At 62.8% G+C, this 15058-nt stretch carries 15 protein-coding genes and 1 pseudogene; 5 read left to right on the forward strand and 11 right to left on the reverse strand.

The window, feature by feature from the left end:
- Positions 1 to 221 precede the first annotated feature (221 nt).
- The 3 genes from HX866_RS28380 to HX866_RS28390 all read left to right on the forward strand — a co-directional run bounded on the left by HX866_RS28380 (position 222) and on the right by HX866_RS28390 (position 5623).
- Positions 222 to 2054, forward strand: a complete 1833-nt coding sequence (locus HX866_RS28380) for a glucan biosynthesis protein G (protein WP_177090792.1) — start codon at positions 222 to 224, stop codon at positions 2052 to 2054.
- On the forward strand, positions 2047 to 4617 hold the full coding sequence (gene mdoH / locus HX866_RS28385; protein ID WP_177140902.1) for a glucans biosynthesis glucosyltransferase MdoH: 2571 nt from the start codon (positions 2047 to 2049) through the stop codon (positions 4615 to 4617). Before HX866_RS28380 ends, mdoH begins: the two co-directional genes overlap by 8 nt.
- Positions 4618 to 4822: 205 nt before the next feature.
- On the forward strand, positions 4823 to 5623 hold the full coding sequence (locus HX866_RS28390) for a transporter substrate-binding domain-containing protein (RefSeq protein ID WP_177090790.1): 801 nt from the start codon (positions 4823 to 4825) through the stop codon (positions 5621 to 5623).
- A gap of 142 nt (positions 5624 to 5765) precedes the next feature.
- Here the strand turns inward: HX866_RS28390 and HX866_RS34920 are convergent, their stop codons facing one another.
- From HX866_RS34920 to ubiE, 11 genes and pseudogenes are all read right to left on the reverse strand, one after another.
- Positions 5766 to 6638, reverse strand: a complete 873-nt coding sequence (locus HX866_RS34920) for a methyl-accepting chemotaxis protein (RefSeq protein ID WP_371318786.1) — start codon at positions 6636 to 6638, stop codon at positions 5766 to 5768.
- Positions 6624 to 7709, reverse strand: a pseudogene (locus HX866_RS34925) (methyl-accepting chemotaxis protein); the annotation flags it as partial. The gene HX866_RS34920 and the pseudogene HX866_RS34925, both read right to left, overlap by 15 nt.
- A gap of 284 nt (positions 7710 to 7993) precedes the next feature.
- Complete coding sequence (locus HX866_RS28400) at positions 7994 to 8701, reverse strand: 16S rRNA (uracil(1498)-N(3))-methyltransferase (protein WP_177090787.1); 708 nt, start codon at positions 8699 to 8701, stop codon at positions 7994 to 7996.
- A complete protein-coding gene (gene tatC, locus HX866_RS28405; protein ID WP_218177459.1) occupies positions 8698 to 9483 on the reverse strand; it encodes a twin-arginine translocase subunit TatC in 786 nt (261 codons plus the stop codon). Before tatC ends, HX866_RS28400 begins: the two co-directional genes overlap by 4 nt.
- Complete coding sequence (tatB, locus tag HX866_RS28410; RefSeq protein WP_177090764.1) at positions 9480 to 9935, reverse strand: Sec-independent protein translocase protein TatB; 456 nt, start codon at positions 9933 to 9935, stop codon at positions 9480 to 9482. Before tatB ends, tatC begins: the two co-directional genes overlap by 4 nt.
- Positions 9936 to 9945: 10 nt before the next feature.
- Positions 9946 to 10224, reverse strand: coding sequence for a twin-arginine translocase TatA/TatE family subunit (locus HX866_RS28415; protein ID WP_177090762.1), 279 nt, complete (start codon positions 10222 to 10224; stop codon positions 9946 to 9948).
- A gap of 24 nt (positions 10225 to 10248) precedes the next feature.
- Complete coding sequence (locus HX866_RS28420; RefSeq protein WP_177090760.1) at positions 10249 to 10581, reverse strand: phosphoribosyl-ATP diphosphatase; 333 nt, start codon at positions 10579 to 10581, stop codon at positions 10249 to 10251.
- Between the two features lie 2 nt (positions 10582 to 10583).
- Positions 10584 to 10976, reverse strand: a complete 393-nt coding sequence (hisI, locus tag HX866_RS28425) for a phosphoribosyl-AMP cyclohydrolase (protein WP_100940386.1) — start codon at positions 10974 to 10976, stop codon at positions 10584 to 10586.
- Positions 10977 to 11056: 80 nt separating this feature from the next.
- The gene (ubiB, locus tag HX866_RS28430) at positions 11057 to 12661 is read right to left on the reverse strand and encodes a ubiquinone biosynthesis regulatory protein kinase UbiB (RefSeq protein WP_177140903.1); all 1605 of its coding nucleotides are present in this window, start codon (positions 12659 to 12661) and stop codon (positions 11057 to 11059) included.
- The gene (locus HX866_RS28435; protein ID WP_177090756.1) at positions 12658 to 13281 is read right to left on the reverse strand and encodes a ubiquinone biosynthesis accessory factor UbiJ; all 624 of its coding nucleotides are present in this window, start codon (positions 13279 to 13281) and stop codon (positions 12658 to 12660) included. The genes ubiB and HX866_RS28435 overlap by 4 nt, the downstream gene beginning before the upstream one ends.
- Positions 13281 to 14051 carry a bifunctional demethylmenaquinone methyltransferase/2-methoxy-6-polyprenyl-1,4-benzoquinol methylase UbiE gene (ubiE, locus tag HX866_RS28440; protein WP_177090754.1) on the reverse strand — a complete coding sequence of 257 codons (771 nt, stop codon included), beginning with the start codon at positions 14049 to 14051 and terminating at the stop codon, positions 13281 to 13283. The genes HX866_RS28435 and ubiE overlap by 1 nt, the downstream gene beginning before the upstream one ends.
- A 153-nt stretch (positions 14052 to 14204) precedes the next feature.
- Here ubiE and HX866_RS28445 point away from each other — a divergent pair, with 153 nt between their 5' ends.
- Positions 14205 to 14480, forward strand: a complete 276-nt coding sequence (locus HX866_RS28445) for a polyhydroxyalkanoic acid system family protein (protein WP_177140904.1) — start codon at positions 14205 to 14207, stop codon at positions 14478 to 14480.
- A 145-nt stretch (positions 14481 to 14625) separates the two neighbouring features.
- Positions 14626 to 15048: a phasin family protein gene (locus tag HX866_RS28450; protein ID WP_177090750.1), complete on the forward strand. Its 423-nt coding sequence runs from the start codon at positions 14626 to 14628 to the stop codon at positions 15046 to 15048.
- Positions 15049 to 15058: the final 10 nt, after the last annotated feature.

The raw sequence follows: 15058 nt of genomic DNA on the forward strand, positions 1-15058 counted from the left end.
CGATAAATACTTTGTTTCACCTGATGCGTTGTAACGCGGCCTACTAGATAATCGCGCGCTACGGGGATCGGCGTTCGTTGGTCCATTTTGACTTAGGTAGAGACTTGTCCGTGACCGTTTGGGGAATCATTTGCCCCCATGGGAGTCGGAACAATGCTCGCCAACCTGGCATATAGATAGCTGGCCGTTGGTTTTTGATCTGTTTTCGGCGAGGGTTGCTCGTGATTGTTAGTCCCTGTAATGCTCCAACACTGACTGCCAAAGGGTTACGAAAAGCACTGGTAGCGGGCTCCGCACTGCTGTGCCTGCTCAGCGCTGGCCAACTCTTTGCGTTCAATCTGGATGATGTGTCGGCCAAGGCCAAGACGCTGGCTGGGCAGAAATACGAAGCTCCGCGCAGCAATCTGCCGAACGAGTTCCGTGACATGAAGTTCGCGGACTACCAGAAAATCCGTTTCCTGACCGACAAGGCCGAATGGGCGGGCGAGAAGACCCCGTTCAAGCTGTCGTTCTACCATCAGGGCATGCACTTCGATACGCCGGTGAAGATCAACGAAATCACCGCCGATGATGTGAAAGAGATCAAGTACGACCCGACCCGTTTCGATTTCGGTGACGTCAAGTTCGATCCCAAAGCCACCGAACAGCTGGGTTATGCCGGCTTCCGCGTGCTTTACCCGATCAACAAGGCGGACAAGCAGGACGAGATCATGACCATGCTCGGCGCGAGTTATTTCCGCGTCGTCGGCAAGGGCCAGACCTATGGCCTGTCGGCCCGTGGCTTGGCCATCGACACCGCCTTGCCGTCCGGCGAAGAGTTCCCGCGTTTCACCGAGTTCTGGATCCAGCAGCCCAAGCCGACCGACAAGCACCTGGTGATTTTCGCCCTGTTGGACTCGCCACGGGCCACCGGCGCCTACCGCCTGATCCTGCGTCCTGGCACCGACACCATCGTCGATGTGAAGGCGCAGATGTACCTGCGCGACAAGGTCGGCAAGCTGGGCGTAGCCCCGTTGACCAGCATGTTCCTGTTCGGCGCCAACCAGCCGTCCAAGGTTCTCAACTACCGTCGCGAGCTGCATGACTCCAGCGGCCTGTCGATCCATGCCGGCAATGGCGAGTGGGTCTGGCGTCCATTGAACAACCCGAAACACCTGGCGGTGAGCAATTTCTCCGTGGAAAACCCACGGGGCTTCGGCTTGCTGCAACGGGGTCGTGACTTCAGTCACTACGAAGACCTCGACGACCGCTATGACAAGCGTCCAAGCGCCTGGATCGAGCCGAAGGGCGATTGGGGCAAGGGCACCGTCGACCTGGTGGAGATTCCGACCGCTGACGAAACCAACGACAACATCGTGGCTTTCTGGAACCCGGCCGAGCGCGCCGACGCTGGCCAGCCGATGAACTTCGCCTACCGCCTGCACTGGACCACCGACGAAGCGTCCCTGCATTCGCCGGACAGCGCCTGGGTCAAGCAGACCCTCAAGTCCACCGGCGACGTCAAGCAATCCAACCTGATCCGTCAACCGGACGGCAGCGTGGCCTACCTGATCGACTTCGAAGGCCCGTCCCTCAAGGCCTTGCCTGAAGACGCGCCGGTACGCAGCCAGGTCAGCGTCGGCGACAACGCCGAACTGGTGGAAAACAGCCTGCGCTACAACCCGGAAACCCAGGGCTGGCGCCTGACCCTGCGTCTGAAGGTCAAGGATCCGGGCAAGGCTACCGAGCTGCGCGCGAACCTGGTCAAGGACATCGCCACGGCGGATCCGGCCAAGGTTGCGGTCTCCTCCCAGGTGGTCAAGGCCGACAAGGTCGCGGCCAAGCAGCAAGAGAAAGAGAAGGCCCTGGAGAAGAAAGAACAGGCTCAAGACAAGAAAGAGCCCGCTCAGGATAAAAAAGAGCCTGCTCAGGACAAGAAAGAGCCGGCCCAGGACAAGAAAGAGCATGACGCTGCGGCGCCAGCTCCCGAGGCTGCCCCAACCACCCCGGAACCGGTGCCGACTGAGCAAGTCCTGACCGAGACCTGGAGCTATCAGTTGCCTGCCGATGAGTAACCCAAACGTCCAGCCAGAGGCTCTTTTCGAGTACCTGGCGCACTTGCCACTGAGCAACGAGCAGCGCGCGGAGCTGGCGAGCTGCACCTCGTTCGCTGAACTGCATGAGCGCCTGAGCGAGCAGCCGGCGGTTGACCCCTCGGAGGCCGCACAGGCTTCGGTGGGTCGGCGCCTGGTCCTCGATTCGGCGGCCGATCTGGAAGACGCCGAGATGCTCGCGGTGGATGCCGCCGGGCGCGTGCGCCTGAAGGCCACGCCGCCGATCCAGCGGACCAAGGTGGTACCGGAGCCGTGGCGCACCAATATCCTGGTGCGCGGCTGGCGGCGCATGACCGGACGGAGCAATCCGCCGGCGCCAAAGGACGACAAACGCGACCTGCCCCATGCGCGCTGGCGCACCGTGGGTTCGATTCGCCGCTATATCCTGCTGGTGTTGATGCTCGGCCAGACCATTGTTGCCGGTTGGTATATGAAAGGCATCATGCCTTACCAGGGCTGGGCGTTCGTCGACCTCAACGAAGTGGTGCATCAACCGCTGTTGCAGACCGCACAACAAGTGCTGCCGTATTTGCTGCAAACCAGCATCCTGGTGCTGTTCGGGATTCTGTTCTGCTGGGTTTCGGCAGGTTTCTGGACGGCCTTGATGGGCTTTCTCGAATTGCTCACCGGGCATGACAAGTACCGCATCTCCGGCGCCAGCGCCGGCAGCGAGCCGATCGCCAAGGATGCGCGTACCGCTATCGTCATGCCGATCTGCAACGAAGACGTGCCGCGAGTCTTTGCCGGCCTGCGGGCGACCTTCGAGTCGGTCGCGGCCACCGGTGACCTGGACCGCTTCGACTTCTTCGTCCTCAGCGACAGTAACGACACCGATATCTGCGTCGCCGAGCAACAGGCCTGGCTGGATGTCTGCAGCGAAGCCTCGGGCTTCGGCAAGATCTTCTACCGCCGCCGCCGCCGCCGCGTAAAGCGCAAGAGCGGCAACCTCGACGACTTCTGCCGTCGCTGGGGTGGTGAGTACAAGTACATGGTGGTGCTCGACGCCGACAGCGTCATGAGCGGCGAATGCCTGACCAGCCTGGTGCGCTTGATGGAAGCGACGCCGGATGCCGGGATCATCCAGACCGCGCCACGGGCGTCGGGCATGGACACCCTCTATGCACGCATGCAGCAGTTCGCGACCCGCGTCTATGGTCCGCTGTTCACCGCCGGCCTGCACTTCTGGCAGTTGGGCGAATCCCATTACTGGGGCCATAACGCGATCATCCGCATGAAGCCGTTTATCGAGCACTGCGCCCTGGCGCCGTTGCCGGGTAAAGGGGCTTTCGCCGGTGCGATCCTCTCCCACGACTTCGTCGAAGCTGCGCTGATGCGCCGTGCCGGTTGGGGTGTATGGATTGCCTACGACCTGCCGGGCAGCTACGAAGAGCTGCCGCCGAACCTGCTCGACGAGCTCAAGCGCGACCGTCGCTGGTGCCACGGCAACCTGATGAACTTCCGGCTGTTCCTGGTCAAGGGCATGCACCCGGTGCACCGCGCGGTGTTCCTCACCGGCGTGATGTCCTACCTGTCGGCGCCGTTGTGGTTCTTCTTCCTGGTGCTGTCGACGGCCCTGCTGGCGGTCAATACGCTGATGGAACCGCAGTACTTCATGGAGCCACGCCAGCTCTATCCGCTGTGGCCGCAATGGCATCCGGACAAGGCGGTGGCGCTGTTCTCCACCACCATCGTGCTGCTGTTCCTGCCCAAGCTGCTGAGCATCATCCTGATCTGGGCCAAGGGTGCGAAAGAGTTTGGCGGCAAGTTCAAGGTGACCCTGTCGATGCTGCTGGAGATGTTGTTCTCCATGCTGCTGGCGCCGGTACGGATGATTTTCCACACCCGTTTTGTCCTGGCCGCGTTCCTCGGCTGGGCAGCGACCTGGAACTCTCCGCAGCGTGACGACGACTCCACGCCCTGGAGCGAAGCGGTGCGCCGGCATGGCCCGCAAACGCTGCTGGGCGCGCTCTGGGCGCTGCTGGTGGTCTGGCTCAACCCGAGCTTCCTCTGGTGGTTGGTCCCGATTGTCGGTTCGCTGATGTTGTCGATCCCGGTTTCGGTGATCTCCAGCCGGGTCAAGCTGGGCTTGCGTTCCAGGGATGAGAGCCTGTTTCTGATTCCCGAGGAATACAGCCCGCCGCAAGCGCTGCTGGCGACGGATGAGTACACCCACGAAAACCGTTGGCATGCCCTGAATGACGGCTTTGTCCGGGCCGTGGTCGATCCGCGCCAGAATGCCTTGGCCTGTGCCTTGGCGACGGCTCGCCATGGTCAGTCCGAGCCAATCGAATGGCTGCGTGTCGAACGTGTGCGGCATGCCTTGAAAGTCGGGCCCTCGGGCCTGGACAATCAGTCACGCCTGCACCTGCTGAGCGATCCGGTGGCCCTGACCCGCCTGCATGCGCAGGTCTGGGACGAAGGCCATGCCGAGTGGCTGGCGGCCTGGCGTGCTTCGATCAAGGCTGATCCCCATGCGCCGTTGCTGCCTCTGCAGCCGGCCACAGCGGCGGCCCAGCCCGCCTGACGCCCGAGGGGCCGCGGTGTGATAAACACCGCGGCCCCTTTGTCATTTGGTAACAAAAGACCCGCCTCCCCTCGGTGTTGCCCTGCCGCCGAGTACGTTAGGATCGCCCCCCAAAATTGTGCCCGTCCGATTACGGCGACGGTGTGTTCACGCACCCGCCGCAGGGCTGGCAGGCACGATCGGAAAAGCGGCCCAGGGGAGTTTCATGATGAAAAGGTTTCTGTCGATGCTGCTGTCGGGCATCGTTGTGTTTGCGCACGCCTGTGGGACGCAGGCGGGTGCCCTTGACGATGCGCTCAAGCGCGGCACGTTGAAAGTCGGGACCAATCCTACGTATATCCCCTTCGAAATGACGAGTAAACGCGGCGAAATCATCGGCTTCGAGATCGATCTGTTGCGTGAAATGAGTCAGGCGCTGGGGGTCAGGCTGGAGCTGGTTTCCAGCCCTTACGCCGAACTGCTCCCCGGTTTGCTGGCGAACAAGTTTGACCTGATCGCCAGTGGCATGACCCTGACCCAGGAGCGCAACCTGCGGCTCAATTTCAGCGATGCTTTTATCGTGGTCGGGCAGACGTTGCTGATTCCCCTGGCGCTCGGCAGCCAGGTGCAGGGTTTCGAAGACCTCAACCAGGCTGGCTATCGTATCGCCGCCAAGGCCGGGACCACGGGGGAAATTGTCGCCCGGAAAATGATGGGCGCGGCCCAGCTGAGCACCTATGCCAATGAGGAGGACGGTGTGCAGGCCGTGCTCGACGGCAAGGCCGACGCCTTTGTGCATGACGCGCCCTACAACCTGGTGGCGGTGAACAAGCTGGGCGATGGCAAGCTGTTGTGCCTGGACCAGCCGTTCACCTATGAACCCCTGGCGTTCGGGGTGAAGAAGGGCGATCACGACAGTCTCAACTGGATCAATCACTTTCTTCACCAGATTGCCGAAGATGGCACCTATGATCGCATCCATGACAAGTGGTTCAAGGCGAGCGACTGGCTGGCCGAGATCGATTGAGTCCAGGCGCTATTTTACGCGCTCCACCAACCTGTAGGAGCCGGCTTGCCGGCGATAGCGGCCGATCAGGCGATGCAAGGCTTACTGGCCCCATCGCCGACAAGCCGGCTCCTACAATGGATTCGGGTAAGGGCTGGCGTCTTCAGACCTTGAACCGCTCCACCAGCCGCTGCAACTGCGCCCCCAGCTGGCTCAATTGCAGGCTGGCGGCGGCGGTCTCGTCGCAGGCGTTGGCAGTCTGTTTTGAGATGTCCCGTACATGCAGCACGCTGCGGCTGATCTGCTCGGCGACGACACTCTGTTCTTCGCCGGCAGCGGCAATCTGTTCGTTCATCCCGAGGATCTGCGACACGCTACGGCTGATGGCTTCCAGCTTGCCGCCGCTGTGGCGGCTCGACTCGACGCTGTGGCGGGTCAGCTTGCGGCTATTGTCGAGCATGCCCGCGACCTCCAGGGTCCCGCCCTGCAAGGCGGCAATCAGGTCCTTGATCTCCTGCGCCGAATCCTGGGTACGTTGCGCCAGGCAGCGGACCTCATCGGCGACCACGGCAAAGCCGCTGCCGGCCTCGCCGGCCCTGGCCGCTTCGATGGCGGCATTCAGGGCCAGCAGGTTGGTTTGCTGGGACACCGACTTGATCACATCGAGCACGCTGCCGATCCGCTCGCTTTCACGCTGGAGCCCGTCCATGGCCTGGGAGCAGCGCTGCATGTGTTGCTCAAGCTGTTCGATCTGCTCGATGGCATCTGCCACGGCACTGTCGCCTTCGCGAGCCTGCTGGTCGGCCTGGGTCGCCGCCACGGAGGCGGTTTCGGCGTGACGGGCGACCTCAAGCACGCTGGCGGTCATCTGTTTCATGGCGGCGGCCACTTGCTCGGTGACGGCGTACTGGCTGCTGACACTGGCGTCGGTCTGTTCGGTGCTGGTCGACAGGTGCTCGGCGGCGCTGGCCACCCGCGAAGCGCTGGTGCCGATGCCGCGAATCAGCTCCCGCAGACCCAGGGTCATGCCGCGCATGGCCTGCTGCAACTGACCCAGCTCGTCCTGTCGATCGACCGCCACATCGCGGCTCAGGTCGCCGGCGGCGATGTGGTTGGCCAGCTTCAGGCTGCGTGAGAGCGGGATCAGCAACTGGCGGCTGATCAACCAGGCGGCCAGGGTGGCGATCAACCAGGCCAGCAGGGCTATTTTCGCCAGCATCCATTTCGCCGCCTGGGCCTGGCGGTCGCGGGCCTGGGTCTGGCTGCGACTGAGTTCCTCGTTACCGGCCAGCAGTCGGTTGCCCAAACCTTCCATCACGTTGTGGGCCGATTCGGTGAGCAGTTGTGCATCCTTGAACCGCTGCAGGGCCTCGTGATAATGACGCAGCTCCAGCAGCATGCGTTTGTGGTCGTCGGCCAGTGGCGCGGTCAGCGGTGTCACCTGGGTCTCAAGTTGCCCAAGCCGGTCGATCGCTTTCAGCGCCTGCTCTGAATAGGCTTGCAGAGAGTCGAACAGATAGGCCGGGGTCTGCACGCTGGCGTGGGCGTCGTTGACCCGTTGGTGCAATTCTTCGACCCGTTTGAGCGGTGCCTGCCACTGCTGCTCATGGGGGCTTTTGCTCGCCTCGCGCAGTTGATGAGCGGCGAAGCGTGCCACGGCCTGTGTGGCCTGGAGCAGGGCGGCGCTCATCCGCTTGCGGGCGCGCTCGCGGTCGTGGAGGCTTTCATCGAGATCGTCGAGGGTGGTCTGGAAGGCTCGGGCCGCTTGCTGTTGGTCGCTGAGTATCTGCTGATCTCCCGGGTCCGTCAGGCGCGGCAGGAGTTTGGCCAGCAGTTTCTCGATGCTCGCCAGCTGGCGGTCGATCCGGGTATGACTCTGGGGATCGTTCAGCACCCGGAAGGCGATGCGGTCGGCACGCATGTCGCTGCTCAGGCGGCTGAGCCGGGCGATGTTCGAGAGGGTATGGGAGCGTTCGGTCATGGCACCCAGGGCGTGCCAACCGGTGAGGGTGACCGCCAGGGTCAAGAGCAGTACGAGGCCAAATCCCAGGGCCAGTTTGAAGCGAATACTGCGGTCGCGCAGTGCGCGGGTCAGCCAACGGAACATGGTGAATCTCCTGCCAAACAAATGAGTCCATGGGCCTCACGCGCAGTGCGTGGGGCGATGTCCTCTCATCGGCTGGATGGCGGGAGACGCGACCTGAAGGGTGTGTGGGAGAAGTCTCTTAAATCTGAAGGTTTTTACTTCCAAGGCTGAACGCCCTGTTGCCCCTTGTAGGAGCGAGCTTGCTCGCGATCCGCCAGCAGGCGGATGTTGTGCTGTCTGGGAGGACGTTATCGCGAGCAAGCTCGCTCCTACAAGGTGTCGTGGCAGGCGTAAAAAATGCTGGATCAGAACAGCCGGGCGAGCAGGGCGGTCACGGCGGTTTCGACCCGCAGGATCCGCTCACCGAGCTGTACCGGTTGCAGCCCGGCCTTGCCCAGCAGGTCGATCTCGTAGGGAATCCAGCCACCTTCCGGGCCGATGGCTAGGGTCACCGGCTCATCCAGGCCGCGCGGGCAGGACGGGTAGTCGCCGGGATGACCGACCAGACCGAGGGTGCCCGCGCTGATGGCCGGCAGACGGTCTTCGACGAAAGGCTTGAAGCGCTTCTCGATGATGATCTCCGGCAGCACGGTGTCGCGGGTCTGCTCCAGGCCGAGGATCAGCTGTTCGCGAATCGCCGCGGGCTCGAGGAAAGGTGTCTGCCAGAAGCTCTTTTCCACCCGGTAGCTGTTGACCAGCACCACCTTGGGCACGCCGAGGGTGGCGACGGTCTGGAACACCCGCCGGAGCATTTTCGGGCGCGGCAGGGCGAGGATCAGGGTCAGTGGCAGTTTTGCCGGCGGTGCGCGATCCAGGCTGATCCGCAGCTCGGCTTCGCCGGCGTCCAGGCGCAGCACTTCGGCGTTGCCCATCAGGCCGCCGATACGCCCCACCCGCAGGCTGTCGCCCACTGCCACGCGATGGACTTCCTGCATATGGGTCAGGCGCCGATCGCGCAGCACCACGAGGTCGGCCGCAGTAAAGTCGGCCTCCTCCAGGAGCAGCAGGTTCACGTCAGCGGGGCTGGCGGCTGGGCGTCGTCGCGGTCGGCGGCTTCTTGATCACTGCGTTTGCGGACCAGGCCACCGAACAGGATGCCGATCTCGAACAGCAGCCACATCGGTACTGCCAGCAAGGTCTGGGAGAACACGTCTGGTGGGGTCAGGATCATGCCGACCACGAAGCAGCCGATGACCACATAGGGACGGATCTTCTTCAGGTATTTGACGTCGACGATGCCGATCCACACCAGCAGCACCACGGCCACCGGGATCTCGAAGGCCACGCCGAAGGCGAAGAACAGCGTCATCACGAAGTCGAGGTAACTGGTGATATCGGTCATCATTTCCACGCCGGCGGGAGTCGCGGCGGCGAAGAACTTGAAGATCAGCGGGAACACCAGGAAGTAGGCGAAGGCCATGCCGGTGTAGAACAGCAGGATGCTCGACACCAGCAGCGGCACGGCGATGCGCTTTTCATGCTTGTACAGGCCCGGCGCGATAAAGCCCCAGATCTGGTGCAGGATCACCGGGATGGCAAGGAACAGCGAGACCATCATGGTCAGCTTGAGCGGCGTCAGGAACGGTGACGACACGTCGGTGGCGATCATCGTCGCACCCGCCGGCAGGTACTGGCGCAGCGGGATGGAGACGAAGGTGTAGATCTGCTGGGTGAAGGCAAACAGCCCGGCGAAGATCAGGAAGATCGCCGCGACACAACGCAGCAGACGGGTGCGCAACTCGGTGAGGTGCGAAACCAGCGGCATGTGCTGGTCGTTTTCCGGAATATCGCTCATGGGGCTCGCGGCGGCAATGTAGGGTCATGAGGCGCAGGCGTGCCACTGGGCGTCGCGCTTGCGGGTTCTGTCAGGTGCGGCGCGGGCTCCACGGCACCGAGTACTGGCACCGGCTCGGCGGCGCTCACCGGTGTCAGCGGGATTTGCGCTGCCATCGGTGGGGCGATCGACTGCTCCGCCACCGGCTCGGCCGGCGTGCTCGTGGCGATCGGCGAGAGGATCTTGCGAGCCTCCTGCTCCAGCGAGAGGATATGCTCGTTGTGCAGTTGCCGACGGATCTCGTCGGCGCCGATTTCGCGTTCCACTTCCTGCTTGATCGCGTTGAAGCTGCGCTTCAAACGTCCAACCCACAGGCCTGCCGTACGCGCGGCATGGGGCAGGCGCTCGGGGCCGAGCACCAACAGGGCCACCAGGCCCACGAGCAGCAGTTCACTGAAGCTGATACCGAACATTAGTCAGTGCTCACGAGTTGTTGCGGGGCTCTTCTACTTTCTGTGCCTGCACGTCGATGGTGTGCGGCGTGTTTTGCTGCGCGGTGGCCTGTGGCTGTACCGGCGGGGCCGGTTGCACGACAGGAGGAACCACCGGCTCGGCCGGCTTTTCGTCGTCGTTCATGGCCTTGCGAAAGCCCTTGATCGATTCGCCGACGTCGGTGCCCAGGTTCTTCAGTTTCTTGGTGCCGAACACCAGCACGACGACAACCAGGATGACGATCCAGTGTTTCCAGTCAAAAATGCCCATGGTGCTGCTCCTCTCGAAAGTTGATTAGGCGGACGGGCGCGAGGCTTTCTCGTCGTGTCCGGACAGGCCGAAGCGACGATCCAGCTCGTCCAGCACGGCCTGCGGATGCTGCCCCAGTTGGGCGAGCATGACCATACTGTGGAACCACAAATCGGCGGTTTCGTAGATGACGTCGCTGCAGTCGCCACTGATCGCGGCATCCTTTGCAGCAATAATAGTCTCGACTGACTCTTCGCCCACTTTTTCCAGAATCTTGTTCAAGCCCTTGTGATACAGGCTGGCGACGTACGAGCTGTCGGCGGCGGCGCCTTTGCGCTCTTCCAGCACCTGGGCCAGACGGGTCAGGGTGTCAGTCATGTTCAGTGTCCTGCTGCGTAGATGCTGTGCGGGTCCTTGAGGACCGGTTCGACGATCTTCCAGCCGCCGTTTTCATACACGCGGTAGAAGCAACTGTGGCGGCCGGTGTGGCAGGCGATGTCGCCGACCTGCTCGACCATCAGGATGATCACGTCGGCGTCGCAGTCCAGGCGCATTTCGTGCAGATGCTGCACGTGGCCCGACTCTTCGCCCTTGCGCCAGAGTTTGCCGCGTGAACGCGACCAGTAGATGGCGCGGTTCTCGCTGGCGGTCAGTTGCAGCGCCTCGCGGTTCATCCAGGCCATCATCAGCACGCGCCCGGTCTTGTGATCCTGGGCAATGGCCGGCACCAGGCCGTCACTGTCCCATTTGATCTCGTCCAGCCAGTCTTTCATCTTCGACTCCGACAACCGGACATAACCCGCGTGGTTCTGTCTCGGCGAATGAACAGTGTGCCAGCCCATGGCCTGACTGGCTATCGGCGCACGATCAGATACAAGCCGATGATGACCATGAGGCCCGCCGGCCAGTGACCCAGGTCCTGCATCGGCCCACCGGCGGCCAGAAGCGCGCCGCTACCCAGGTGCACGGAGCCGATCAGGCGCAGGAGCCAGTCGTCCTTGCTTTTGCTTTCTTTCGGCGCGGGCTGGCTGGCCTGGGGCTGGGCCATGCGCTCGAGCAGGTCGCGGGTCATCTGGGCCAGGTGCGGCAGTTGTTCGATCTGGCCATGCAGGTTGCCCAGCAGGGTTTTCGGGCTGACGCGCTCGCGCATCCAGCGTTCGAGGAACGGCTGGGCGGTGCTCCACAGGTCCAGGTCGGGGTATAGCTGACGGCCCAGGCCTTCGATATTGAGCAGGGTTTTCTGCAACAGCACCAACTGCGGCTGGACTTCCATATTGAAGCGCCGTGCGGTCTGGAACAGGCGCATCAAGACCTGGCCGAAGGAGATGTCCTTCAGCGGTTTTTCGAAGATCGGTTCGCACACGGTGCGGATCGCCGCCTCGAACTCATTGAGCTTGGTATGCGCCGGCACCCAGCCCGAGTCGATGTGCAGTTGGGCGACGCGGCGGTAGTCGCGCTTGAAGAAGGCGAACAGGTTGCGGGCCAGGTAGTCCTGGTCTTCCGGGGTCAGGCTGCCGACGATGCCGCAGTCGATGGCGATGTACTTCGGACTCCACGGGTTCACGGTGCTGACGAAGATGTTGCCGGGGTGCATGTCGGCATGGAAGAAACTGTCGCGGAACACTTGGGTGAAGAAAATCTCCACACCGCGTTCGGCAAGCATTTTCATGTCGGTGCGCTGGTCGGCCAGGGTCGCCAGGTCAGTGACCTGGATGCCGTAGATGCGCTCCATCACCAGCACCTTCGGCCGGCACCAGTCCCAGTAGACCTGGGGCACGTACATCATTTCCGAGCCTTCGAAGTTGCGTCGCAGCTGGCTGGCGTTGGCGGCTTCGCGCAACAGATCGAGTTCGTCGTAGATGGTCTTCTCGTAGTCGCTGACCACGTCCACCGGGTGCAGCAGGCGGGCGTCGGCCGAGACCCGCTCGGCGGCCCGGGCGAGCAGGAACAACCACGCCAGGTCCTGGGCGATGATCGGCTTGAGACCCGGGCGGATGACTTTCACCACCACTTCTTCGCCGCTCTTGAGTTGGGCGGCGTGGACCTGGGCCACCGAGGCCGAGGCCAGGGGCGCGATATCGAAGCGGCTGAAGACCTCGCTGATGCTCTTGCCCAGCTGTGATTCGATCAGCTTGACCGCGGTCTGCGAGTCGAACGGCGGCACGCGGTCCTGCAGCAGCATCAGCTCGTCGGCGATGTCTTCGGGGAGCAGGTCGCGGCGGGTCGAGAGGATCTGGCCGAATTTGATGAAGATCGGTCCCAGGTCCTGCAGGGCCAGGCGCAGGCGTGCGCCACGGCTCAGGTCCAGGGGCTTGCGCGGAAACCAGCGCCAGGGCAGGGCAAAGCGCAGCGCCAGGAGGAACCAGGGCAGGGGCAATTCGAACAGCAGGTCATCGAGACGGTAACGGATCACGACGCGCTGGATGCGCAACAGACGGCGGACGGCAAGCAGCTTCATGCGTTATCGCTGGATTTGAGGGATCGGGAAAGGCGCTCGACACGCGCCTCGAGACGTTCCAGGTCGAGCTTGACCCGGTCCAGTTCGGCGAAGCGTGCTTCGGCCTCGTGGGTGCCGACCAGGGCGCGGGACTCTTCGCTGAGGTATTCGGCGAGGTTCTGCTTGAGGCTGGCAAAACCCTGCTTGTACCAGCCGGCGCGGCTGCGCAGGTGGCCGCTGAGCAGGGGCGTGGCAATCGGGCCGAGCCAGCGCGAGAGTTCGTACTCCCAGTCCAGCTCCAGGTCCTGGAGCACGCCGGCCAGGTCCAGCAGCACCGCGCTGTCGCCTTCCAGGTGCACCTCGGGGCCATGCAACACGGCGGTCTTGTCGCGGCTCAGGGCCAGGTTCAGCAGGCTCGCGGCCGGGGCGCGGAGGATGCAGTCGGCCTCGGCGGCCCAGTGCGCGGCCAGCAGCAGGCCTTCGTCGCTGGGCAGGATGAACAGCTTCAGGGCCGGGCTGGCGCAGTCGACTTCGATGACTTTGCCGGTCAGGTGGCCCAGGCGGCTCAAGGCCGTGCTGTCGAGGCGCAACACACGGTTGAGGCCGTGTTCGACGCCGGCGAGAAGGCCGCTGAGGATCATCAGGGCTTGATGCCGCGATGCAGGGCGACGATGCCCGAGGTCATGTTGTGGTAGGTCACGCGGTCGAAACCGGCGTCCACCATCATCGACTTCAGGGTTTCCTGATTCGGGTGCATGCGGATCGATTCGGCCAGGTAGCGATAGCTTTCCGAGTCATTGGTGATCAGCTTGCCGGCCAGGGGCATGAAGGCGAACGAGTAGGCGTCGTAGATCTTCGACATCAGTGCGTTGGTCGGCTTGGAGAACTCCAGCACCAGCAGGCGACCGCCGGGTTTGAGGACCCGGAGCATGGAGCGCAGGGCGTCTTCCTTGTGGGTCACGTTGCGCAGGCCGAAGGCGATGGTCACGCAGTCGAAATGGTTGTCCGGGAACGGCAGTTTTTCCGCGTCGGCCTGGACGAACTCGACGTTGCCGGCCACGCCCAGGTCGAGCAGGCGATCACGGCCGACCTTGAGCATGGAGGCGTTGATGTCCGCCAGCACCACCTGACCGGTAGGGCCGACCAGGTGCGAGAACTTGCGCGCCAGGTCGCCGGTGCCGCCGGCGATATCCAGCACCCGGTTGCCCGTGCGCACGCCGGACAGTTCGATGGTGAAGCGCTTCCAGAGGCGATGCATGCCAGCGGACAGCACGTCGTTCATCAGGTCGTACTTGGCGGCCACGGAGTGGAACACCTCGGCGACCTTTTCCGCCTTTTGGCTTTCCGGTACGTTCTTGAAGCCGAAGTGCGTGGTGGGTTCGGCATCGCTGCCTTTGCGCTGATCAGTCATGTCGCTGTCACCAGAAGAGAATGCGGGCATTCTAATCCCGGTGGCCGGCTTTGTCTTGGCAAGGGTGCATGTAAGATAGGCAACCGCCGGGACGTTTTGACGCAGCAGGGTCAGGATGCTCCGGGCAAGTCCCGATAGAGCAGGAGTCATTCGATGGCCCGTATTAGTGTTGAACGCGCCCATGGCCTGGGCAAGGCCGGTGCACGCGAGAAGGCCGACCAGGTGGCGCAGAAGTTGGCCGGGCAATATGGCCTGGAGCCGCAATGGTCCGGCGATACCCTGAACCTCAAGCGTTCCGGGGTCAAAGGCGCGGTGCATGTGAGCGAAGCAACGATCCGCATCGATGTCGAGCTGGGGCTGCTGATGTCGGCCATGAGCGGCACCATCAAGGCCGAGATCGAAAAGGCCCTGGACAAGGTGCTGGTCTGATAGGCATTCCTGTGGGGGCCGGCCCCCACAAAAGACCCTGCCATCGCATGGGTTAGGGTGCCCATTCTAATTTTTGTCATTACTTTGTGCACAAGCCCCCATTTCGGTGGGCAGATCCTCCAACCCTTCACGTGTGAGGTGCACCATGGCCAAAGTAAGTCTGAAGAAAAAATCCGACGGTCAGCCAACCGCCCTGGCTGAGGTGAAAGTGTATGCCCGCAAGATCTGGCTGGCGGGTCTGGGCGCTTATGCCAAGGTCGGCCGCGAAGGCAGCGAGTACTTCAAGGAACTCGTGGAAGCCGGTCAAGACGTTGAAAAAGAAGGCAAAAAACTGATTGGCGTGCAGCGTGATGCGGCCAACAGCCAGATCGATAACGTGAAGAGCGAAGTCACCAGCCTCAAGGGCAAGGTGGAAGTGCAACTGGACAAGGTCGAGAAGGCCTTCGACAACCGTGTCGCCAGTGCCTTGAATCGCATCGGGATTCCGTCTAAACATGATGTGGAGACACTCTCTGCTAAGCTCGATGAGCTGACGGCATTGCTCGAACGTGTCGCGCGTAAACATTAAGGAGAACGGG

The organism is Pseudomonas gingeri, assembly GCF_013386165.1.
Lineage (GTDB): Bacteria > Pseudomonadota > Gammaproteobacteria > Pseudomonadales > Pseudomonadaceae > Aquipseudomonas > Aquipseudomonas gingeri_C.

Excerpts from the sequence above, each read along its gene's own strand:
- HX866_RS28420 (WP_177090760.1), bottom strand. The coding sequence starts at position 10,581 with ATGACTGACACCCTGACCCGTCTGGCCCAGGTGCTGGAAGAGCGCAAA.
- tatC (WP_218177459.1), bottom strand. The coding sequence starts at position 9,483 with ATGAGCGATATTCCGGAAAACGACCAGCACATGCCGCTGGTTTCGCAC.
- HX866_RS28435 (WP_177090756.1), bottom strand. The coding sequence starts at position 13,281 with ATGATCCTCAGCGGCCTTCTCGCCGGCGTCGAACACGGCCTCAACCGT.
- HX866_RS28415 (WP_177090762.1), bottom strand. The coding sequence starts at position 10,224 with ATGGGCATTTTTGACTGGAAACACTGGATCGTCATCCTGGTTGTCGTC.
- mdoH (WP_177140902.1), top strand. The coding sequence starts at position 2,047 with ATGAGTAACCCAAACGTCCAGCCAGAGGCTCTTTTCGAGTACCTGGCG.
- tatB (WP_177090764.1), bottom strand. The coding sequence starts at position 9,935 with ATGTTCGGTATCAGCTTCAGTGAACTGCTGCTCGTGGGCCTGGTGGCC.
- HX866_RS28445 (WP_177140904.1), top strand. The coding sequence starts at position 14,205 with ATGGCCCGTATTAGTGTTGAACGCGCCCATGGCCTGGGCAAGGCCGGT.
- HX866_RS28450 (WP_177090750.1), top strand. The coding sequence starts at position 14,626 with ATGGCCAAAGTAAGTCTGAAGAAAAAATCCGACGGTCAGCCAACCGCC.
- HX866_RS34920 (WP_371318786.1), bottom strand. The coding sequence starts at position 6,638 with ATGCGCGGCATGACCCTGGGTCTGCGGGAGCTGATTCGCGGCATCGGC.
- hisI (WP_100940386.1), bottom strand. The coding sequence starts at position 10,976 with ATGAAAGACTGGCTGGACGAGATCAAATGGGACAGTGACGGCCTGGTG.
- HX866_RS28390 (WP_177090790.1), top strand. The coding sequence starts at position 4,823 with ATGATGAAAAGGTTTCTGTCGATGCTGCTGTCGGGCATCGTTGTGTTT.
- ubiE (WP_177090754.1), bottom strand. The coding sequence starts at position 14,051 with ATGACTGATCAGCGCAAAGGCAGCGATGCCGAACCCACCACGCACTTC.
- ubiB (WP_177140903.1), bottom strand. The coding sequence starts at position 12,661 with ATGAAGCTGCTTGCCGTCCGCCGTCTGTTGCGCATCCAGCGCGTCGTG.